Origin of the sequence: Streptomyces sp. NPDC102360 (assembly GCF_044766085.1) — a bacterium.
GTDB lineage: Bacteria > Actinomycetota > Actinomycetes > Streptomycetales > Streptomycetaceae > Streptomyces.
Map to the genome: position 1 here is coordinate 1,980,968 of NZ_JBIWLG010000001.1, position 20,330 is coordinate 2,001,297.

The following is a 20,330-nucleotide window of genomic DNA, read 5'->3' on the forward strand; positions in this document are numbered from 1 at the left end:
TCATGGCGGAAAACAAAAACGCGCTCTGCGTGTGCGGCGCGGGCCGGAGCCGTACCGCGTGATGCGAACACCTTGCCGGGACATGGGAGTTCCGTCGGGGCCGGCCACACCTTCAAGGCTTGGGTATCCACCGTGACAGCAGCACTTCCACCGGACGTGACGCGCCGCAGGCGCGGACGCCGCGGCACCACCGCGGCACTCACCGCCTGTTCCGCGCTCGTCGCCTGCGCGGCGCTCACCGGTTGCGGCGCGGGGCGCGACCCCGGTGTGTTCACCGTCCTCAACTCCTCGACCGACGCCTCGTACCACGGCTGGGACGCCGCCACGCTGAAGCGCTGCAGCGCAAAGCTGGGCCTCACCATCGAGCAGCAGAGCGTGCCCGCCGCGCAGGTCATGCAGAAGTCACTGCGCATGGCGTCGTCGAAGTCGCTCCCGGACGTCATCCAGTTCGACGCCTCCGAGATGCCGACGTTCGCGGAGGCCGGCGGCCTCGTCGACCTGCGCTCGCTGGGCCTGTCCACGAAGGACATCCCGAAGGGCATCGTCGATTTCGGCTCGTACAAGGGGACGTACTACGGGGCCGCGCGCACGGTGAACACCCTCGCCCTCTTCTACAACAAGGACATCCTGAAGAAGGCCGGCCTCGAAGTACCCACCACCTGGGGCGAGATGCGGGAGACCGCGAAGAAGCTCACCAAGGGCAGCCAGTACGGCATCGCGCTGAGCGCGGGCGGCGCGGAGGACGGTGTCTTCCAGTTCGCGCCGTTCATGTGGTCCAACGGCGGCGACGAGACGAACCTCGCCGGGCCGAAGGTCGCGGACGCCCTCGACTACTGGAAGGGCCTCATCAAGGACCGCTCGCTGTCCAGGTCGACCGTCAACTGGACGCAGGCCGACGTCAACGACCAGTTCATGGCCGGCAACGCCGCGATGATGATCAACGGTCCGTGGCAGGTGGAGACGCTGAACACCAAGAAGAACCTGCACTGGGGCATCGCCCAGATCCCCGTCCCAAGGAGCGGCGACAAGTCCGTCGGACCGCTCGGCGGCGCCGTCCTCACCGTCCCCAAGACCGAGGACACCGGGCGCCAGAAGACCGCGGCGAAGATCATCCGCTGTATGTCCTCCGAGCGCGAGCAGATCACCTACGCCCGCAACAGCTGGATGGTCCCGGCCAACGAAAAGGCCGCCGCGACCTGGCGCAAGGAAGTGCCCGAACTCGACGCGCTCGCCGACCAGGTGGCCACCGCCCGCTCCCGCACCGCGAAGGTCGGAGCGCGCTGGGCGTCCGTGTCGCTCGCCCTGCAGAGCGCCTTCCAGTCGGCGCTGACCGGGCAGTCCAGCGAGGCCGCGCTGAAGAAGGCGCAGTCCCGCGCCACGAGCGGGAACTGAGGGGGACTCACACCATGTCGACCACCACGGCCACCGCACCCGCCGTCCAGCGCACGGCAGTTGAGAAGAGGACCGATCCGGCGCGCGCCCGTCGCCGCCGCCGGCTGAGCCAGTGGGGGTTCATCGCCCCCGCCGTCGTCTTCATGCTGCTGTTCTTCGGCTACCCGCTCGTCCGCAACGTCGTGATGAGCTTCCAGGACTTCTCGCCGTCGACGTTCTTCGACGGCAAGTCCCCCTTCAACGGCGCCGACAACTGGAGCAAGGTCTTCCAAGACGACCTCTTCGGCAAGGCGCTGTGGCACACCATCGTCTTCACGATCGGTTCGCTGATCGGCCAGTTCGGCATCGGCCTCGCCCTCGCCGTCTTCTTCACCAAGCGGTTCCCGCTGAACGGGTTCCTGCGCTCGCTGATCCTGCTGCCGTGGCTCGTCCCCATGGTCGTCTCGGGCATCGTGTGGCGCCGGATCCTCGACCAGGACACCGGTGTGCTCAACTCCTTCGCGGAGACCATCGGCCTCGGTGGCGCCACCCCGTGGCTGACCAGCCCCGGCATGGCCCTGTTCTCCGTGATCCTGGTGAACATCTGGATCGGCATCCCGTTCAACATGGTGATCCTCTACGGCGGACTCCAGGAGATCCCCAAGGAGCTGTACGAGGCCTCCTCCCTGGACGGCGCGTCCGCCTGGCGCACCTTCCGCTCGATCACGTTGCCGCTGCTCAAGCCCGTCATCACGGTCGTGCTCGTCCTGGGCTTCATGTCGACGGTCAAGATCCTCGACCTGATCCTCGCCCTCACCGACGGCGGCCCCGCCGACGCCACCCAGACGCTCGGCACCCTCACGTACCAGAACTCCTTCGTCCAGCTCGACTTCGGCGCGGGCGCCGTCGTCGGCAACGTCCTCATCCTGATCTCCGCCGTCTTCGCGGTGTTCTACCTGCGGGCCAACCGCTCCGAGGGGAAGTGACCGGCATGGCGAACGCCACCACCACGTCCGGGCGCCGCTGGGGCGCCACCGTCGCAGGGATCGTCATCCTCGGCGTGATGCTGTTCCCGCTGTACTGGATGATCAACACGGCGCTGCAGCCGGAGTCGGGTCTCCTCGAAGTCTCGCCGGTACCCGGCGAGTTGGACCTCTCCGGCTTCACCTCCGCCATCCGGGAGCAGGGCGGCCACCTGCTCACCTCGCTCGCCGTCGCGCTCGGCGCCGTCGTCATCTGCCTCGCGATCGCCGCGCCCGCCGCGTACGGGCTCGCCCAGTTCCGCCTCCGCGGCAGCCGCACCATCGTCTTCGGCACCCTCATCACGCAGATGGTGCCGGGCATCGTCATCGCCAACGCCCTCTACAGCGCGTACGTCGATCTGGGCCTGGTCAACTCCTACTTCGGCCTGATGCTCGCCGATGCCTCGCTCGGCATCCCCTTCGCCATCGTCCTGATGCGCTCCTTCATGGTGGCGATCCCGAAGGAGGTCATCGAGGCGGCGGAGGCCGACGGCGCGGGCAAGCTGCGCACGTTCCTCCAGGTCGTCCTGCCGATGAGCCGCAACTCCTTGATCACGGCGGGGCTCTTCTCCTTCCTGTACGCGTGGAGCGACTTCATGTTCGCGCTCACGCTGAACACGACGGACGACGTCAAGCCCGTCACGCTCGGCATCTACCAGTACATCGGAGCGCACGTCGGGGACTGGGGGTCCGTCATGGCCGCGTCCGTCCTGTCGGCGATCCCGGCCGCCGTGCTGCTCGTCCTCGCCCAGAAGTACATCGCGGCCGGAATCACCGGCGGATCCATCAAGTAAGGCTGCCCATGAACCACTTGCCCGTATTTCCCGACGGCTTCGTCTTCGGCGCGGCCACCGCCTCGTACCAGATCGAGGGCGCCGTGCAGGAGAACGGCCGCGGCCCCTCCATCTGGGACACCTACAGCCACACCCCCGGTTGCACCCACGAGGGCGACACCGGAGACGTGGCCTGCGACCACTACCACCGCTACCCCGAGGACGTGGCACTGCTGCGTGACCTCGGCGTCGACTCGTACCGCTTCTCCGTCGCCTGGCCGCGCATCCAGCCGACGGGCGAGGGGCCGGCGAACCAGAAGGGCCTCGATTTCTACTCGCGGCTCGTTGACGCACTGCTGGAGGCGGGCATCGAGCCGGCTGCCACGCTCTACCACTGGGACCTCCCGCAGGCACTGGAGGACCGCGGCGGCTGGCGGGTCCGCGAGACCGCCGAGCGGTTCGGCGAATACGCGGGGATCGTCGCCGAGCACCTCGCCGATCGCGTCCCGCGCTGGATCACCCTCAACGAGCCCTGGTGCAGCGCCTTCCTCGGCTATTCGGTGGGCCGCCACGCGCCGGGAGCGCAGGAGGGCACCGGCGCGCTTGCCGCCGCCCACCACCTGCTCGTCGGGCACGGCCTGGCGATGAAGGAGCTGCGGGCGGCGGGCGTGCGCGAGGCGGGCATCACTCTCAACCTCGACCGCAATGTTCCAGCTTCGGACACCGCCGCCGACCGCGCGGCCGTCGTGCGCGCCGACACCCAGCACAACCTCGTGTGGACGGAACCGCTTCTCGCGGGCCGCTACCCGACGACCGAGGCCGACACCTGGGGCGAACTGATCGCGGCGGAGGACTTCCGGCGCGACGGCGACCTCGAACTCATCGGGCAGCCCCTCGACTTCCTGGGCGTCAACTACTACCGCCCGATCGTCGTCGCCGACGCCGCGCACCGTGAGCCGGACCCGGAGCGCCGCGTCGCCACCGACAACCGGTACGAGGAGCGCCCCTACCCCGACGTGCGGCGCACGGCGATGGGCTGGCCCGTCGTTCCCGAGTCCTTCACCGACCTGCTGACCGCCCTGAAGGGCCGGTACGGCAACGCGCTCCCGCCGATCCACATCACCGAGAACGGCACCGCCGAACACGACGAACCGGCCGCCGACGGCGCCGTGCACGACACCGACCGCGTCGCCTACCTGCACAGCCACCTCACGGCGCTGCGCGCGGCGATGGACGCGGGCGTCGACGTGCGCGGCTACTACGTCTGGTCGCTGCTCGACAACTTCGAGTGGGCCCTCGGCTACGCGAAGCGGTTCGGCATCGTCCGCGTCGACTACGACACCCAGGAGCGCACGCCGAAGGACAGCTATCACTGGTACCGAAAGCTGATCGCGGCACACCGGGGCTGAGCACCCGTCAGGCGGTGATGTCCTCCAGGCTCCGGTCCCGCGTCGACGTGCCGAACACGGCGACCGCCACCACCGCGACCACGATCACGGCGCACAGCAGCAGGAACACGCCGACGAACGTGAGCGAGGTGTAGGCGGCGCCGAGGACGATCGGGGCCAGGGCCGCGCCCACCCGGCTGAACACGGCGGACGCGCCGACGCCCGTGCCGCGGATCCATGTCGGGTACACCTCCGGCGTGTACGTATAGAGGGGCGCGTAGGCGCCGTTGAGGAAGAACGCGAGCGCCACACTGCACACGATCACCACCGCGTCGCTGTGGGTCGTGGCGGCACCGAGCGCGGCCAGCGCGCCCGCCAGCAGGAAGATGACGATGCTCCACTTGCGGTCGAGGCGCTCGGACAGCACGGCCGCCGGGTAGTAGCCGACGACCTGGGCGACCTCGATCAGGATGGAGTAGCCGAAGCTCTCGCTGATCGAGAAGCCCCTGTCGACGAGGAGGGTCGGCAGGAAGACGAGGAAGCCGTAGTAGACGAAGCTGAAGCAGAACCAGAGCACCCAGACGAGCCCTGTCTGGCGCAGCAGCGGGGGACGCCACAACGCCAGGAACCTTTGCAGTCCGCGCGGTTGGTCCACGGCCGGAGCCGCTGCGGCCGATCCGGCGGGCACGGGCGCAGGCTCGGGCAACGGCGCCCCGGTGGCTTTGCGGACCTTGTCCTCCAGGCGCTCCACCTCGACCATCGCCTCGTCCACCCGTCCGCGTGAGACCAGATAGCGCGGTGACTCGGGCAGACTGCGGCGCCAGAACACGGCGAGGATGATCGGAAGACCGACGACGATCTGTGCGACGCGCCAGCCGCCGTCGAAGGCCTGGATGATGAAGAAGCCGATCAGCGCGGCCAGTACATAGCCGAACGCGAAGAAGCCGGCGAGCGAGCCGACGAAGTGACCGCGCCGGGACGGCGGCGAGAACTCCGCCAGATACGGCATCACGATGTTGGCGTTGATGCCGATGGCGACGCCGCCGACGATTCGGGTGGCGACGAGCACGAAGGCGTCGGGGGAGAACGCGCCGACGATCATCGCGGCGCTGTAGCAGGTCATCGACCAGACGAGGAGATTGCGCCGGCCGGTGCGGTCGCCGATGAAGCCGACGAGCAGCGCGCCGAGCACGGCGCCGATGAGGGACGAACTGCCGAGCAGCCCCTGTTCCAGGCCGGAGAGCGCGAACACTCCGGCCACGATGGGCAGCAGGAACGAGACGATCCCGTTGTCCATGCCGTCGAAGGTGGTGCTCAGTCCGCCCTTGAGGAGGATGCCGCGCTGGACGCGGGTGACCGGCAGCCGGTCGAGCCGGGCCGCCACCTCACGGGCGGCGCCGGTCAGTTGGCGGGATGGGGTGGAGGTCTGTGGGGTCACGGTGACCGCCCTTCGGGACCGTGCCGCACGAGTGCGGCACGGGATCGGGGAGGAGTGGGGGCTGTCTCCTTGCGGTGTTGCGGGTGGCGCCTGTGGTGCCTGTGGCGCCTGTGGTGAACGAGGGGGGGGATCAGGCCGGCTTGAGGACCTGGCGGTAGAAGCGGAGCCAATTGGCGCCCATGATCTTGGCGACCTCGTCCTCGTCGAACCCGGCCTGCTCGGAGAGGCACTGGGCCAGGGCCGGGAAGTCGGCGGTGGATTCCATCCAGGTGATCGCAGGCGCCTTGCCGGGCGTGCCGGACAGGGCGGCGCCGCGCTGCTCGGTGCGCGTCCAGCGGCCCTTGCGCATCCACTGGAGCTCCGGCTCGCCCGTCTTGCGGCTCAGGTCGGTGCCGATGCCGACATGGTCGATGCCGATCAGGTCGACGGTGCGGCGCACCATGTCGCACCACTCCTCGCGGCTGCCCGCCCACGGCCCGCTGATGTTGCGGTACGTGGCGAGGCCGAGCATGCCGCCGCCCGCCGCGAGCGCCTTGAGCAGTTCGTCGCCCTTGTTGCGCGGGTGCTCGTACAGGGAGCGCGGGTTGGCGTGGGTGACGGCGACGGGCCGCTCGGAGACCCGGATGGCGTCGAGCCCGGTGCGCTCGCCGACGTGGGAGAGGTCCACGATCATGCCGAGCCGGTTCATCTCGTGGACGACCTCGCGGCCGAACCGGGACAGACCGCTGTCCTCGGGCTCGTAGCAGGAACCGCCGATGGCGTTCTGGTTGTTGTACGTGAGCTGCATGACCCGCAGGCCCATGTCGTGGAAGAGTTCAAGGAATCGGATGCGGTCCTCGATCGGCGAGGAGTTCTGGGTGCCGAGGAGGACGGCGGTGCGGCCCTCGCGGTGGGCCTGCTCGATGTCGTCGGCGGTGCGGGCGATGCGGATCAGGTCGGCGTTCTCGCGCTCCAGGTCGCGCCAGCGGCCGATCTCGTCCATCGTCTCCGTGGCGTTCTCCCAGAACGCCAACGTAGGTGTGATGCAGGCGAGGTGGCCCGCGCGGAGCTCCTGGAACACCTCACGGTCGTAGAGGCTGCATTCGAGGCCGTCGATGTAGAGCACGCCGTCACCTTCCGTCGCTGAGTATGGGGGCCGCGACCTTGTCCGCCGACTCGTCCGCCGGCTTGTCGGCCCAGTCCTCGCCGACCTCGCCGACGATCCGGCCGCTCTCGTCGAACACCGAACGTCCGGTGTGCTGCCGCGACAGGTCCGAGTCCGGGGTCAGGGCCTCGTTGCCGAGGTGGAACAGGCTCCACCACAGGTCCGCGGAGACGTCGAGGCCGTGGCGCAGCACGTGGTCCAAGGGGGTCGCGGAGGCTGCTTCTTGAAGCGGAGCGCAGTCCAGGACCCGCTCGCCGGGTGCCGCACCGCCGCTGACAGTGAGTGCCACACCGAACTCGGCCGCCTGCACGGGCAGTACGTCGAGCAGCTCGGGCCGAGCGACATCCGCCACAGTGATGCGGGCCTTCACATGGCGGTGGGTCAGCGCCACCGCCAGGTCGAGGAGGTCGGGCGCGGCGACCAGCGCGTGACGGCCGCGGACGTCCACGACCGTGTCGGGGCCCGTCGTGCGGCGGTGGATCCGCAGCGCGGCCGTCGCACGGAGGGCGTCCGCGTCGTCGTACAGCCGACGCAGTGCGTCGAGGCCGAGGGCCTGCGCGACGACGGTGGTGTCGCGGGCGGCGGGGACCGCGCCGCGCGGCACACCGAGTGCGCGCAGCACGCGGCCGGTCACCAGACGGCACTCGCGCAGCGAGACATTGACGGGCGAAGTGTCCTTACTGGTCACGGGAGTTGAGGTCACGATCAGTCACGCTCCTCGGGGCGGCGGGGGTAGATCCAGTCGAAGGCGCGCCCCTCGGCCAGATCCGCGCGGGTCGGTGCGCCGTGGAAGAGGAGGCCGAGCACGCTGCGGCCGAACGCGTCCACGGTCTTGTCCAGGCCGTGGAACGCGGCGTTCATCAACCGCACGATGTGCACCGGGACGAAGTCCTTCGCCAGCATGTTCATGTGCGGTGAGTGGTGGTGGCGGCCCGCGAGACCCTGTGCCCGGGTCACCGTCCACCGCTCCTCGGGATGTTCGGCGAGGAATTCGCCGACGAGGGTGTCATCGGGCACCTCGTCGAGGGCGGCCGCGAGCCGCTGGATGTCACCGGGCAGGTCCAGGGCCCACTCGAAGCCGCCGGGCACCTCCTCGACCGGGCCGCGGCGCGGCTCCTCGGCGTCCCGTGACTTGTACCAGCGGAAGTGCCGTTGGTCCGGGTCGTCGAGGTCCTGGGCGAGGGCCCAGGCATACTCGCGGGTGAGCAGGCCCCGCAGTTCCGTGATGGTCTCCCGCGGACGCCTGCGCAGTGTCTCGTCGGCGGGCTGGTGGCTCAGCAGCGCGTCGGTGTGCTCCGGGCGCAGTTCCAGCAGGACGGCGTCGAACACCTCGACGGCTTCTCGGCACACCTGGTCGTCGGGCAGCCCGGTGACAAGATCCCCGAAGACGGCGTCAGGGGCGGCCGCTTCGAGGCGCTTCGTGAGTACGCGCAGCCCGTCGGCCACCATCGACGAGGCCGTGAAGTCGTGGTAGGTCAGCGGGTCCTGGTCGTGGAAGTCGACCGCGCGCGCCAGGAGTTCGGCGGCCCGGTCGGCCTCCGCCGAGCCCGGCACCACCGGGATGCGGCGGGCCTCGGCCACCGCCGTGCGGCGCAGGGTGAGCCAGCGGTCGAGCAGCACCGGATGGTTGTTCGCGAAGAACACGAGGCCCAGCGCGGAGCCGTTGCCGAGGCCGAGGAAGCGCCGCAGTTCCGGGGCGAGCCGCGCGGCGTGCGGGTCGCGGCAGCGGGCGAGGTGCTCGACCAGGTCCACGGAGAACTCGCGCATCAGATACGCGGCGAGCATCTGCGCGTGGTACGGCAGGCGCAGTGGATGGTCGTCCTCCAGCGCGCTGTAGGAGCGGGTGCCGAAGGTGCCGTTGCCGTCCAGGCCCGTGTTGCGCATCAGATAGCCGACCGGCCACAGCTCCGCGACACGCGGCTGCCGGCCGGCCGCCAGGTGCTCGATGACATGGTCGAACAGGCGCAGGCTGCGATTCGAGCGGCACCACACGAGACTGCCGGGCGTGGCACGGCCCGCGTACAGCTTCGGCATCTCCTCGCGGGTCGCCCGCAGGTCCTCGTCGTCCGTCTCGCCCTCGACGAGCGCGCCCATCATGTCCCAGTCGGTGCCGATGATGCGTCCGGTGCGCCCCTCGAGCTTCGGCTCGAAGGAGAACACCATGAAGTCGAAGACGGCCGTGGGTGTGCGCACGCGGTACACCGCCTCACCCCTGGCGCGCTCGTCGATGTCGAAGCGGACGAGGTCGACCGTCCACCGCTCCCGCGTCATCAGGTGCATGAGCGAGCGGCTGGCGCTGAGCCTGCTCGGGGCGAGGGTGGCGAGCCGTTCGGGGCGCATGAAGGCCGTGGCGGGTTCGGGGTGGTCCTCGGGGGGCCGGAGTTCGCTCCGGGTGGTCATGTGACTCCCTTCGGAGGGGTGTCTGCGAGGTACGCAGGGGATCGCCGCGTGGTGCCCGGCGGGTGGGTCAGGCCGTCCAGGACGTGTGGCCGTCGCCGAGGCCCGCGGTGAGCCGGGCCAGGTCGGCGGCGCCGTTCGCGAGTACGTCCTTCGCGGACAGTGGGTCGAAGCGGGTCGCGGGGCCGACCGCGCAGAGCGTCACGGTCGGGCGGCCGGTGCGGCCGAGGAGCGGGAAGGCGATGGCGGCGAGGCCCTCGTCGGCGTACTCGGGGATCAGCGCGTAGCCCGCCTCCCGGATCTCGACGAGTTCCTCGCCGTCCGGGAGCGGGACTCCGCGTTCGCGCAGGGCCTCCAGGGTGGCGTCGTCGGCGTGCGCGATCAGCACCCGCCCCGTCGCGCCGCCCCGCAGTGACATCCGGCGGCCCAGCGCGAGGGTCACGTGGGCGGCGGTGCCGGGCTCCGCGCGCTTGACCACGCGGGTCGCGTCGTCGTCGAGGACCGCGAGACACACCGACTGGCCGATGCGCTCGGCGAGGTCGGCGAGGACCCGGGAGACACGCTCACCGAACCCGGCGTGCTGCAGTGCCGCGTTCCCCAAGTGGGCCGCCTTCACCGTGAGTTGGTAGGCGCCGTCGGGGAGCTGCTCCATCCAGCCCGCAGCTACGAGTGTGACCAGCTGGCGGTGCACCTCGGAGCGTGTGGCACCGACGGCTCGGGCCAGCTCCGCCACCCGCACGGGGTCGGTGGTCTCACCCACCACGTCGAGGAGACGCAGCAGCTTGAGGGCGGAACTCATGGGCTTGGTCGTGTTGTTCGCTTCATTGGTCGTCATAAAATGTAGGACACCATCCCGTATTTCGTGACGCCAATTATGAAGACCACGGCCGGAGATGAGTCAAGAGGTGGGCAACGGCCAAATGTTGTGGGGTGGTTGATGCGTCGTCGCACGTCAACGCATGTGTGACACGAACGCCTTCATGAACGCGTCGGTCGACTGGCTCACACCGCTGCACGTCGCCGCCGCGGGACCGCCCGGCCCGTCGGGGCACGCGCGGTCGCGGGCCGCCGACCAGAAGGAGACCCAGCTCATTCCCCTGGACTTGGCGAACGCGCCGAGCTGGGCGGCGTCGGAGGGCGTGAAGACCTCTTCGTCGATGTCGTTGACGCCGATCATCGGGGTCACGGCGACGCGGTTCCACACCGAGCTGTCCGAGCCGCCGATGATGTCCTTGAGCTGGGCATGTGTGGACTCGGCGGTGTCGATGGCGTACTTGCCCATCCGGCCGCGGGGGTGGGGCGCGGGGGAGGAGCCGAAGTTCATCGCCATGGCGTTGACGGAGTCGATGTCGACGCCGTGCTTCTTGGCGTTGCGCAACAGGGAAAGGCCGTCCGCGGTGATGCCACGGGGTAGCGCCGGGAGCGTGAACGACACGTCCAGGCCAGGGTGTTGGCGCTGCAGCGCCGCGACGACCCGGTTGCGCCGGTCCACGCTCGCGCGGTCGGTCAGGGCGTCGCCCTCGATGTCGAAGTCGACCTTGGTGAGCTTGTAGTGGTCGATGACCTGCTCGTACGCGGAGGTGAGCCGTGACGCCGACGTGCAGGTGCGGGCGAGTTCGTTGCCGCTCTGCCCGCCGAAGGAGACACGTACGTCGCCGCCCGCGGAGCGCAGTGCGCCGATCTTGGCGGCGACCGGGTCACCGTCGAGCGCCGACCTGCCCCACTGCGGGGTGCAGTCACCCTTGGGTTTGACGAAGGCGAGGGTGTAGGTCTTCACGCCCGTGCTGCGGGCGGCCCGGGGCAGGTCGAAGGCGGGGGAGAGGGAGGTGTCGACGTACGGGGCGAACGAGACGCGCTTCGGCGGGGTGGTGGAGTGCGTCGGCCTGGGCTTCGGTGTGTGCTTCTTCGGCGGGGAGTGGGAGGGCTTCGGTGACGGGGAAGGGCTCTTGCCCGGGTTGGCGGTGCCCTGGTGGCGCGCGGAGGGCGACGCGGGATCGTCGCCGCCCGTGGCCAGCAGGGTGCCGCCCACCGTGGCCGCGACCAGCACCGCGCCGCCGGCCACGAAGGCGCCGGTGCGGCGGCCGGACCGGGCGTCCCGCGTGCGCTCCCTGCCGCCGGACGCGCGCGCGGCCAGCCACGCGGCGGGCGAGGTGCGCGGCTTGCGCCGCTTTCCGGCGGGGCCTCGGGACGGGGACGCCATGCGGGTCCTTCATAATCGGGTGCGGGGCACGGCGGCACATCGTAGGCGCTGTGTTCGACTTGTGCCCGCTCGGTGCCTGCCGCGCACAACTCGCCCCGTCGCACTGTGAGTTAATCAACTCGGCATGCGTGATGTGTCGGGTCACTTGGTGCGAATCGGAACGTGTCCGCGCGGCGCCGACATGTCGGGCGTCACGATGTGCCAGGCGGTGGGGTGCCGGTCCCGCATCAGACGGCGATACCCGTACAGACCCGTGGAGATCGGGAGGATGGCTGCACCGGTCAGCGTGTCGCCGATTCCGCCGTACTCCGCGAGCGAGGGATGTGTCACACCGATGACGACCACGCCGATGGCCGCCGCGTACGGGAGGTGGTGGACTTCCCCGTCATGGTCGCGGGCCGCATCGACCAGGCCCAGGAAGCGGACACCATCATCGCCATGGGCCAGGCCGATGCCTGCGCCATGACCCGCGTGCTGATCTGCGACCCCCGAATGCCCGGCAAGGCCGAGCGTGGCGACACCGAAGCGATCCGCGCCTGCATCGGCTGGAGCCAGGCCTGCATCGGGTACTTCCAGTCCGGCCACCCCTTCCCCTGCTTCCAACACCCAGAGGCAGGACGCGAGTTGCGCTTCGGGGCCCTGCCGCTGATCACCCGGCGCAAACGTGTCGTCGTCGGCGGTGGCCCGGCGGGCCTGAAGGCGGCGGCGGTCGCGGCGGGACGCGGACACGACGTGACCCTGTACGAGGCCGGACGGCGCCCCGGCGGCCAGGTCCTGCTGCCCCAGGAGCTGCCCGGCCGAGTGGAGTTCGGGGGATCTGCCACCAACCTGGAGGACGACGCGCGGCGCGCCGGGGCCCGCGTCGTCACCGGCACTCGCGTCGAACGCGCCTTCCTGGCCGAGACGGCACCGGAGGCGGTTATCCCCGCGCCGGGCGCGGCGCCCCGGCGCCCGGAACTCGAATTGCTCGACGACCCGGTCGTCCTCGACGCCTGGCAGGTCATCCAGGGCGCAGGCACGCCGGGCGGCCGGATCCTCATGGCGGACTGGCGCGGCGACTGGGTCGGCCTGCACCCGAACCATCGAACCCCCGGTCAATCGAACCGTCACCCGAACCCCCGAACAGCAAGGCCGACCGCCGCAGTCGCCGCGCCACCAGCACCAGCGCGTCAGGGTCTCCCCGGTCGGCGGGTGTCGCGGCCATCAGTGCCATCCGGTCGCGCCAACTGCGCCCCGGGAGCGGCACGGCCACCGCGTTCATGCCCCACACCGACTCGCCCCGGCTCACCGCGTATCCCAACTCCCGTACGGTGGCGAGCTCTTCGAGGAGAGCGGCGCGCGACGTGATCGTGTGCGGGGTGGCCTCGGGCAGGAGCTCGTCGGGATACAGCGACAGGACCTGGTCGTCGGTCAGGCGGGCGAGGAGGACCTTGCCGCCGGACGTGGCGTGCGCCGGGTGTGTGCGGCCGATCTCCAGCATCACCCGGACCGGGTGCCGGGACTCACGGCCGTCCGTGATGAGGATCTCGTCGCCCAGCAGCGCGACGCTGGTGATGGTCTCGCCGGTCCGGGCCGCCGCGTCGTCGAGGACGGGCCGCAGCGCGTCGCGTGCCTCGGGCCCGTAGCCCGCCGGCCGGCCCAGGCGGACGAGTTCGGGCCCCGCGCAGTAGCCGCGCCCCGAGGACTCGCGGGTCACGAACCCGCGGCCCTCCAGGGTGCTGAGCACCCGGTGCGCGGTCGAACGGGCCACCCCGAGGGCACGCGCCGCATCCGTCACGGACAGCGAGTCGTGCTCCAGGAAGAGGCGCAACAGCCGCAGACCGGTGTCCAGGGACTCGATGACGTAGCGCTGCGAGCGCTCGGTGTCGGCCATGGTCAGATCGCCGTGTATCCACCGTCGACGACGAGTTCGGTGCCGGTGACGAACCGGGACTCGTCGCCGGCCAGGAACACCACGGCGTTGGCGATGTCCGCGGGGGTGCCGCGGTGCCCCATCGGGGTGTTGTCGAGCATGCGCTGCGCGTAGGCCGCCGCCTCGGGCGAGGGATCAGCGGAGAGAGACTTGCTCAACTCCGTCTCGATGGAACCCGGGTGGACGGAGTTCACGCGAATTCCCGACTTCGCGTACGTCGCCGCGTCGGCCTTCGTCATCAGCCGCACCGCTCCCTTGGCCGCGTGGTAGAGGGGAATGCGCGCTCCGCCGACGAGGCCGTAGATGGACGACATGTTGACGATGGAGCCGCCACCGCTTTCCAGCATGTGTCGCACCGCGTGCTTCGTCGTGAGCCACACTCCCTTGACGTCCACGGAGAAGAGGAAGTCGAATTCCTTCTCCTCGACCTCGTGCGCCGGCTTGATCGGACCGGGCACGCCCGCGTTGTTGACCAGGACGTCGATCCGTCCGTAGGCCTCGGCGATCGAGTCGAACGCGGCGCGCACCGACGCCTCGTCCACCACGTCGACCTGCCGGTACGCGGCCTCGCCCTGGTAGGAATCGGCCGGGGCCAGATCCGCGACGACGACGGTGGCGCCCTGCGCCGCGAGCGCGTCGCCGATGGCGGCACCGATACCGCGCGCGCCTCCCGTGATCACGGCGACCTTGCCCTGTACGCGTCCTTCGCTCATCGTGAGCTCTCCCATTCCTCGAGTCGATTTCCGCGAGTCGATTTCCTTGAGTCGATCGACTCCGCCGAATTGTCCTTCTCTGCGGGACAGCTTTGGATCCGGTGTTCTCGGCTCGACTTTCAAGTGCTTTTCAACCGTACACCCGGGTTCATGAAAGCCGATTGAATCGGCCTTCTGTTGTCCCTCTGTGCGGGACGCTAGCGGAAGGGGAATTCCTCGGTAACCCGGTTTTCCATTGGACGGAATCCCTGTGGAGCAGACCTCCGGCCCCTCCGAGACTCGGACCGCCCCCTTCCCGACAAGCGACAAACGACAAGCGCCCAGCGACCATCCCTCGGAGGACCCATGCCCACGGCCGTGATCACCGGTGCCGCCTCAGGACTCGGCAGGGCCCTCGCGGCCCGCGCCGCCGCCGAGGGATGGAGCGTCGCGCTGCTGGACCGCGACACCGACGCCGTGTCCGCCGCCGCGCGAGAACTCGGCGCCCTCGCCGTCACCGCCGACGTGACCCGCCCCGACGAACTCGCCGACGCCTTCGCCACCGTGGCCGAGCGGCTCGGCCCCGTCCACGGCCTCGTCAACAGCGCCGGGCTCACCCGTCCAGGACCCTCGCGCACACTGCCCGCCGACGACTGGCGCACCGTCGTCGACGTCGACCTCGACGGCACCTTCTTCGCCTGCCAGGCCGCGTACGAGCACTTCGCCGACGCCCCGTCGATCGTCAACGTCGCCTCCATCGCCGCCGCCCGCGGACTTCCCGGTCGCACCGCCTACAGCGCCGCCAAGGCCGGAGTCGTCGGGCTCACCCGCTCCCTCGCCGCCGAGTGGGCGGGCGCGGGCGTCCGCGTCAACGCCGTCGGACCCGCATGGGTCGACACCCCGCTGATCCGCGACATGGTCGACCGAGGAACCCTCGACCTCGATGCGATGATCCGGCAGGTCCCGCTCGGCCGCCTGTGCACGGTCGACGACGTGGCGCAGGCCGTCCTGTTCCTGCTCGACGGCGAACGCTCCGGCTTCATCACCGGCCAGACGCTCTACGTGGACGGCGGGTACACCACTGCCGGATGATCAACCCTGCCCGCCCGCACACCACTTACCGGAGAGCGACGCCATGCCTGTCTACGCAGTCACGTACACCTACACAGACGACACCGCCGGCCGTGACACCCACCGCCCCGCCCACAAGGACTTCCTGAACGCCCTCGCCGACCAGGGCGTCAACCTGTGCTCGGGCCCCTTCGCCGCGGCTGAGGTGCCCGGCGCGCTGCTCCTGATACGCGCCGGGGACAAGGCGTCCGCGCTCGCCGCCACCGAGCGGGATCCCTTCCGTGTCCAGGGGCTCGTCTCGGGCGTCGAGGCCCGCGAGTGGACCCCCGTGCTCGGCCCGCTGGCCGCGCGGCTCGGCTGACCTTCGTCGGCATCCGGGTCTTGGCAGATGCCGCCCGGATGCCGAGGATGGCCCGCATGGCAAGATCGGAATCCGGCGAGTCGGTGCTGACCCGCGCGATGCGCATCCTGCGCCTGTTCACCGCCGCCGCCCCCGTGCTCACCGTCTCGGAGATCTCCCGGCGCGCGGACCTGCCGGTGGCGACCGCGCACCGGCTCGTCGGCGAACTCGTCGACCTGGGCGCCCTCGACCGCACCGACGGGAAAGGCGTCCGCATGGGCGTCCAGATGTGGGAGCTGGCCTCGCGCTCCTCGCGCACGTTCGACCTGCGCCAGGCCGCCATGCCGTTCATGGAGGACCTGCTCTCCGCCGTCCGGCACCACACGCAGATCGGTGTCCTCGAAGGCACCGACGTCCTCGTCCTGGAACGCCTCTCCGCGCGCGGCGCCGTCGCCAACATCGCCCGCATCGCGGGCCGCCTCCCCGCGCACGCCATCTCCACCGGCCTCGTCCTCCTCGCCTACAGCCCGCCCGAGATGTGGGAGAAGGTCCTGGCAGGCCCCCTGGAGCGGCACACGCCCGGCACCGTCACCGACCCGGCCGCACTGCGCCGACTCCTCGCCCAGATCCGGCAGGACGGGCACGTCGTCGCCCCCGAGATGATCACCGTCGGTTCCACCGGGATCGCCGCCCCCGTCCGCGACGACCGCGGCGACGTCACCGCGGCGCTCTCCGTCGTGGTCCCCAGCAGCGAACCCCACCCGCGCGCCTGCGTGCCCGCACTCCTCGCCGCCGCCCGAGGCATCTCCCGCACCCTCGGCGCCCCCGCCCCGGGCGAGCGGCCGGTCCGTACCCGCGGCGCGGTCCGTGCGCGCCCGGGGGCGGCCCCGATTCCCATTGAATGAAAGGGTCGTTGTTCGCAACTCCCGTATGTCCGCAGGGTGTTCACGGCGCCTCATGCGCCAGGGCCGCACCTCGGAGAGGGAACACCATGGGCAACACCACCTTCACGTACGACGTCTTGGTCATCGGCTCCGGAGCCGCCGGTATCTGCGCCGCGCTCAGGGCCGAACGGGAGGGACTCGACGTACTCGTCATCGACAAGGACCGCTATCTGGGCGGCACTTCGGCCATCTCCGGCGGCTGGGGCTGGCTGCCCGGCAACCGGCAGGGCGTCGCCGAGGGAGACACCCGCGAGGAGGCCGAGACGTACATCAAGGCGCTCGCCGGACCGTCCCACGTCCCGGAGGCCGTCGCCACCTTCCTCGACGAAGTGCCGCGAGCCATGGACTTCTTCGAGAACGAGGCCGGGATCGAGTTCCACTACCCGGAGATGGCCCCGGACTACCAGATGGACACTCCCGGCGCCCGTAAGTCGGGCCGCGCCGTCACCGTCGCCGCCACCAACGGCCGTGTCCTGGGCCGCAACCGCCTCCGGGTGCAGCCCTATCTGTACCCGTACACCGTCTTCGGCTACATGCCCGAGATCGGCCCGGACATCGCCACCTTCATCAAGGCCAACCGCTCGCTGAAGGCCTTCGCGTACGTCACCCGCAAACTGACCCGCACCTGGGCCGAACGCCTCGTCTTCCGCCGTGCGTTGGTGCGCACCAACGGCAACGCCCTGATGACCCGCCTCATCGCCGCAGCCACCGACGCCGGCATCCCGATGTGGACCCGCACCAAGGCGTCCCGCATCCTCAAGGACGACAACGGCGTCGTCACCGGCGCCGAGATCGAGGGCGCCCGCACCGGCACGGTCCAGGCCCGGCTCGGCGTCGTCATCGCGGCGGGCGGCTTCTCCGGCGACACCGAACTGCGCCGCCGACACTTCGGACACGACCCGCGCGGCGACAACCACACCACCCCCACGGTCGGCCACCAGGGCGACGGCTACCGCCTGGCGCACGCCGCCGGCGGTGTCATGAACGCCGACCCGCACCAGCCCGCGTCCTGGGGCCCGGTCACGGTCTGGAAGAACCTGCGCGGCCAGGACCGCATCTTCCCGCACCTGCGCGCCTTCGGGCTGCCCGGTCTCATCGCCGTCAACCGGCGCGGCGAACGCTTCGCCAACGAGTCGTACTCGTACCACGACTTCGGCGTCGAGATGATCAAGGAGAACGCGGGGGAGCGCGACACCTACGGCTGGATCATCGGCGACCGCAAGGCCATGCACACCTACGGCATCGGCTACGCCAAGCCCTGGCCGCTGCCCACCTGGTACTTCAGGAAGGTCGGCTATCTGACACAGGGCCGCACGGTCGCCCGCCTCGCCGCCCGCATCGGTGTCCCGGCCGACGCCCTCCGCCGAACCCTCGACGTCTTCAACGAAGGTGCGGCGCGCGGCGAGGACCCCGCCTTCCGGCGCGGCTCCAACTGGTTCCACCACTTCAAGGGCGACATGGAGCACAAGCCCAACCCGAACCTCGCCCCCATCGACAAGGGCCCCTTCTACGCCGTGAAGATCCAGATGGGCGATCTCGGCACCTACGCGGGCCTGTCGGTCAACACCCGCAGCGAGGTCCTCACGGAGCACGGCGAGGCCGTCCCCGGTCTGTACGCGGTGGGCACGTCCGCCGTCTCCGTGTTCGGCGGCGGCTACCCCGGATACGGCGCCAACATCGGCCCGGCGATGGTCTTCGGCCACCAGGTCGGCCGCGACATCGCACAGCACGCGCGTGAGCGGGAGGCCCGGCGGGCGTGACGCCCTACAGCCCCGCCTCCCGCTCCCCGGAGTCGCCCGCCCGGTACACGCTCGGCGGCACCCCGAAGCGCTCCCGGAAGGCCCGGCTGAAGTGGAAAGGGCTCGCGAACCCCGAGGCCCGTGCGACCGGCCCGATGTCCAGGTCGGTCGCGTCCAGGAGTTGCTGCGCGTGGCCGAGACGCGCGGCGCGCACCGCTTGCATCGGCGTACGGCCGGTCTGCTCGGCGTAGAGATGCGCGAACCGCGAGGGGGACAGGGCGACTTGGCGGGCGAGGGAGTGGACCGTGTGCGGGCCGCCGGGGTCCGCGGCGATGATCGCGTCGGCCTGTCCCACGCGCGGATCGTACGGTGCCGCGGCGGCCTGGCCCGCGGCGGCGGTGGACCCGGTGGCCAGGAGGAGCACCTCCTCGATGGCGCCGAGCGCCAGTTCCCTGCCGGGCCCGGCGGAGGCGATCGCGATGCCCGCCGGGTCCTGGCTCGGCGGCGCCTCCCCGCCGGCCCAGCGGGCGTCGGCGTGCAGTCGTAGGAAGGCCGAGCCGACCCGGGCGCGCACCGCTGCGGGCACGCCCGTCACGCAGTACACCCCACCCTCCCGGCTGTGGTCGCGCAGCCAGGCAGGCCAGGCCGCGCGCGGCTGGAAGTGCACCCACCAGCCGCCCCAGGAACGCGCGGAGGGGTCGGTGCGGTAGGCATGCCGGCGGCGGGCGGGGAGCACGGCGAGGTCACCGGGCCGCTGCGCGATCCACGGGCCGCTTCCCCGCACCTGGCCACGGCCCTCGGCGGTCCACAAGAGCAGCCAGTTGGCGGCGCCCGCGGCGCGCGCCACCCGGTAGTCGGCGGGCTGCGAGAACCGCGAGGCGACGAGTGACTGAGCCGGCGGAGAAGGAGTGTCCGCAGCAGTTTCAGGCATGTGCGCGCCGGTGCCCGTCATTCGGTATCCACCGCCCCCAGCCGTAGTTTCGGATCAGTCCGCTTCCGCGCGGACACGAGCCTGCAGCAGTCCAGCACACGGTCCGCGCGTGCTCAAAAGATGCCCGACGGCCGAGAGGAACACCCAGTGCAGACACACGAGTTCGCCGCCCCCGACTCGGTGGCCTTCCAGGAACAATTCCGCACCCGTGGCTACGCGATCGCCCCCGCCCTCTTCGCCCCCGCCGAAACCCGCGAACTCACCGACGAGTTCATGCGATTGCAGGCGGCAGGCCCCGTGCCCGGCCACTTCGAACCCAAGCCGCAGCCGGCCGGCGCCGCCCTCGACCCCCTCCTCTCCCACCCCCGCGTGATGCAGCCGCACCGCTTCAACGACCTGGCGCGGCGCCGCCTGCTCGACCCCCGCCTCGCGGGCATCCTCGCGGGCCTCTTCGGCGAGGAACCACTGGCCGCGCAGAGCATGTTCTACTTCAAGCCGCCCGGCGCCCGCGGCCAGGCCCTGCACCAGGACAACTTCTATCTGCGGGTCGAACCCGGCACCTGTATCGCCGCCTGGGTCGCCCTCGACCACATCGACCGGGACAACGGCGGCCTCGAAGTGGTCCCCGGCACCCATCTGATGGACCTGTTCTGCCCGGAGGAGGCGGACGCGAGCGTGTCCTTCGCGCGCGAGTACGTGCCGCCACCCCCCGGCCTCGTGCCCGAGCCCGTCGACATGGAGCCCGGCGACGTCCTCTTCTTCAACGGCACGCTGGTCCACGGCTCCGGACCCAACCGTACGGCGGACCGCTTCCGCCGCTCGTTCATCTGCCACTACGTCGGCCGGTCCACCGAGCGCATCGCCGGCTATTACGGCCTGCGGACGATGGACGGACAGGCGGTGGAGACGGAGGAGAGCACCGGCGGCGGCCCGTGCGGAACCGAGTTCGCCCCGGCCCCGCACTGACG

The 20,330-nt window shown here is 70.7% G+C and carries 19 protein-coding genes and 1 pseudogene; 10 read left to right on the top strand and 10 right to left on the bottom strand.

All coding sequences use genetic code 11. The features are described from left to right. Positions 1-156: 156 nt before the first annotated feature. The 4 genes from ACIRHA_RS09135 to ACIRHA_RS09150 are packed head-to-tail and all read left to right on the top strand — an operon-like array spanning position 157 to position 4,575. On the top strand, positions 157-1,392 hold the full coding sequence (locus ACIRHA_RS09135) for an ABC transporter substrate-binding protein (RefSeq protein ID WP_403842205.1): 1,236 nt from the start codon (positions 157-159) through the stop codon (positions 1,390-1,392). A gap of 14 nt (positions 1,393-1,406) precedes the next feature. After that, on the top strand, positions 1,407-2,357 hold the full coding sequence (locus tag ACIRHA_RS09140; RefSeq protein WP_403841795.1) for a carbohydrate ABC transporter permease: 951 nt from the start codon (positions 1,407-1,409) through the stop codon (positions 2,355-2,357). Between the two features lie 5 nt (positions 2,358-2,362). Then, entirely contained in the window at positions 2,363-3,187 is an 825-nt protein-coding gene (locus ACIRHA_RS09145) for a carbohydrate ABC transporter permease (protein ID WP_403841798.1), read from the top strand. 8 nt (positions 3,188-3,195) lie between these two features. Next, complete coding sequence (locus tag ACIRHA_RS09150) at positions 3,196-4,575, top strand: GH1 family beta-glucosidase (RefSeq protein ID WP_403841801.1); 1,380 nt, start codon at positions 3,196-3,198, stop codon at positions 4,573-4,575. Between the two features lie 7 nt (positions 4,576-4,582). Here the strand turns inward: ACIRHA_RS09150 and ACIRHA_RS09155 are convergent, their stop codons facing one another. The 7 genes from ACIRHA_RS09155 to ACIRHA_RS09185 all read right to left on the bottom strand — a co-directional run bounded on the left by ACIRHA_RS09155 (position 4,583) and on the right by ACIRHA_RS09185 (position 12,063). After that, on the bottom strand, positions 4,583-5,992 hold the full coding sequence (locus ACIRHA_RS09155) for an MFS transporter (RefSeq protein WP_403841804.1): 1,410 nt from the start codon (positions 5,990-5,992) through the stop codon (positions 4,583-4,585). A 130-nt stretch (positions 5,993-6,122) separates the two neighbouring features. Continuing rightward, positions 6,123-7,097 carry a dipeptidase gene (locus tag ACIRHA_RS09160; RefSeq protein ID WP_403841807.1) on the bottom strand — a complete coding sequence of 325 codons (975 nt, stop codon included), beginning with the start codon at positions 7,095-7,097 and terminating at the stop codon, positions 6,123-6,125. 4 nt (positions 7,098-7,101) lie between these two features. Continuing rightward, a complete protein-coding gene (locus ACIRHA_RS09165) occupies positions 7,102-7,839 on the bottom strand; it encodes a hypothetical protein (RefSeq protein WP_403841810.1) in 738 nt (245 codons plus the stop codon). 2 nt (positions 7,840-7,841) lie between these two features. After that, on the bottom strand, positions 7,842-9,536 hold the full coding sequence (locus ACIRHA_RS09170) for a hypothetical protein (RefSeq protein WP_403841812.1): 1,695 nt from the start codon (positions 9,534-9,536) through the stop codon (positions 7,842-7,844). 67 nt (positions 9,537-9,603) lie between these two features. Further along, positions 9,604-10,368: an IclR family transcriptional regulator gene (locus tag ACIRHA_RS09175; protein ID WP_403841815.1), complete on the bottom strand. Its 765-nt coding sequence runs from the start codon at positions 10,366-10,368 to the stop codon at positions 9,604-9,606. Between the two features lie 117 nt (positions 10,369-10,485). Next, positions 10,486-11,733 carry a chitinase gene (locus ACIRHA_RS09180; RefSeq protein ID WP_403841818.1) on the bottom strand — a complete coding sequence of 416 codons (1,248 nt, stop codon included), beginning with the start codon at positions 11,731-11,733 and terminating at the stop codon, positions 10,486-10,488. 141 nt (positions 11,734-11,874) lie between these two features. Beyond that, a complete protein-coding gene (locus ACIRHA_RS09185) occupies positions 11,875-12,063 on the bottom strand; it encodes a hypothetical protein (RefSeq protein ID WP_403841820.1) in 189 nt (62 codons plus the stop codon). A 162-nt stretch (positions 12,064-12,225) separates the two neighbouring features. On the opposite strand from ACIRHA_RS09185, the pseudogene ACIRHA_RS09190 reads away from it, so the two are divergent. Next, positions 12,226-12,627: pseudogene (locus tag ACIRHA_RS09190) on the top strand (NAD(P)-binding protein); the annotation flags it as partial. Between the two features lie 142 nt (positions 12,628-12,769). On the opposite strand, the gene ACIRHA_RS09195 reads toward ACIRHA_RS09190, so the two are convergent. Together ACIRHA_RS09195 and ACIRHA_RS09200 are read right to left on the bottom strand one after the other, a co-directional pair. Beyond that, positions 12,770-13,606, bottom strand: coding sequence for an IclR family transcriptional regulator (locus ACIRHA_RS09195; protein WP_403841823.1), 837 nt, complete (start codon positions 13,604-13,606; stop codon positions 12,770-12,772). A gap of 2 nt (positions 13,607-13,608) precedes the next feature. Then, complete coding sequence (locus tag ACIRHA_RS09200; RefSeq protein WP_403841826.1) at positions 13,609-14,358, bottom strand: SDR family NAD(P)-dependent oxidoreductase; 750 nt, start codon at positions 14,356-14,358, stop codon at positions 13,609-13,611. A gap of 345 nt (positions 14,359-14,703) precedes the next feature. Here ACIRHA_RS09200 and ACIRHA_RS09205 point away from each other — a divergent pair, with 345 nt between their 5' ends. The 4 genes from ACIRHA_RS09205 (at position 14,704) to ACIRHA_RS09220 (ending at position 18,452) form a co-directional block, all read left to right on the top strand. Next, a complete protein-coding gene (locus ACIRHA_RS09205; protein WP_403841829.1) occupies positions 14,704-15,429 on the top strand; it encodes an SDR family NAD(P)-dependent oxidoreductase in 726 nt (241 codons plus the stop codon). A gap of 43 nt (positions 15,430-15,472) precedes the next feature. After that, positions 15,473-15,769 (top strand): YciI family protein, encoded by a 297-nt coding sequence (locus tag ACIRHA_RS09210; RefSeq protein ID WP_403841832.1) that lies wholly within the window; start codon positions 15,473-15,475, stop codon positions 15,767-15,769. Positions 15,770-15,825: 56 nt separating this feature from the next. Then, positions 15,826-16,653, top strand: a complete 828-nt coding sequence (locus ACIRHA_RS09215) for an IclR family transcriptional regulator (RefSeq protein WP_403841835.1) — start codon at positions 15,826-15,828, stop codon at positions 16,651-16,653. An 86-nt stretch (positions 16,654-16,739) separates the two neighbouring features. Further along, the gene (locus ACIRHA_RS09220) at positions 16,740-18,452 is read left to right on the top strand and encodes an FAD-dependent oxidoreductase (protein WP_403841838.1); all 1,713 of its coding nucleotides are present in this window, start codon (positions 16,740-16,742) and stop codon (positions 18,450-18,452) included. A 4-nt stretch (positions 18,453-18,456) separates the two neighbouring features. On the opposite strand, the gene ACIRHA_RS09225 is transcribed toward ACIRHA_RS09220, so the two are convergent. After that, complete coding sequence (locus tag ACIRHA_RS09225; protein WP_403841841.1) at positions 18,457-19,362, bottom strand: helix-turn-helix domain-containing protein; 906 nt, start codon at positions 19,360-19,362, stop codon at positions 18,457-18,459. 147 nt (positions 19,363-19,509) lie between these two features. On the opposite strand from ACIRHA_RS09225, the gene ACIRHA_RS09230 reads away from it, so the two are divergent. Continuing rightward, positions 19,510-20,328 (top strand): phytanoyl-CoA dioxygenase family protein, encoded by an 819-nt coding sequence (locus ACIRHA_RS09230; RefSeq protein WP_403841844.1) that lies wholly within the window; start codon positions 19,510-19,512, stop codon positions 20,326-20,328. Positions 20,329-20,330 lie beyond the last annotated feature (2 nt).

Coding starts and splice junctions, on each gene's coding strand:
- ACIRHA_RS09225 (WP_403841841.1), bottom strand. CDS start 19,362: ATGCCTGAAACTGCTGCGGACACTCCTTCTCCGCCGGCTCAGTCACTC.
- ACIRHA_RS09140 (WP_403841795.1), top strand. CDS start 1,407: ATGTCGACCACCACGGCCACCGCACCCGCCGTCCAGCGCACGGCAGTT.
- ACIRHA_RS09215 (WP_403841835.1), top strand. CDS start 15,826: ATGGCAAGATCGGAATCCGGCGAGTCGGTGCTGACCCGCGCGATGCGC.
- ACIRHA_RS09210 (WP_403841832.1), top strand. CDS start 15,473: ATGCCTGTCTACGCAGTCACGTACACCTACACAGACGACACCGCCGGC.
- ACIRHA_RS09150 (WP_403841801.1), top strand. CDS start 3,196: ATGAACCACTTGCCCGTATTTCCCGACGGCTTCGTCTTCGGCGCGGCC.
- ACIRHA_RS09200 (WP_403841826.1), bottom strand. CDS start 14,358: ATGAGCGAAGGACGCGTACAGGGCAAGGTCGCCGTGATCACGGGAGGC.
- ACIRHA_RS09195 (WP_403841823.1), bottom strand. CDS start 13,606: ATGGCCGACACCGAGCGCTCGCAGCGCTACGTCATCGAGTCCCTGGAC.
- ACIRHA_RS09175 (WP_403841815.1), bottom strand. CDS start 10,368: ATGACGACCAATGAAGCGAACAACACGACCAAGCCCATGAGTTCCGCC.
- ACIRHA_RS09180 (WP_403841818.1), bottom strand. CDS start 11,733: ATGGCGTCCCCGTCCCGAGGCCCCGCCGGAAAGCGGCGCAAGCCGCGC.
- ACIRHA_RS09220 (WP_403841838.1), top strand. CDS start 16,740: ATGGGCAACACCACCTTCACGTACGACGTCTTGGTCATCGGCTCCGGA.
- ACIRHA_RS09170 (WP_403841812.1), bottom strand. CDS start 9,536: ATGACCACCCGGAGCGAACTCCGGCCCCCCGAGGACCACCCCGAACCC.
- ACIRHA_RS09145 (WP_403841798.1), top strand. CDS start 2,363: ATGGCGAACGCCACCACCACGTCCGGGCGCCGCTGGGGCGCCACCGTC.
- ACIRHA_RS09205 (WP_403841829.1), top strand. CDS start 14,704: ATGCCCACGGCCGTGATCACCGGTGCCGCCTCAGGACTCGGCAGGGCC.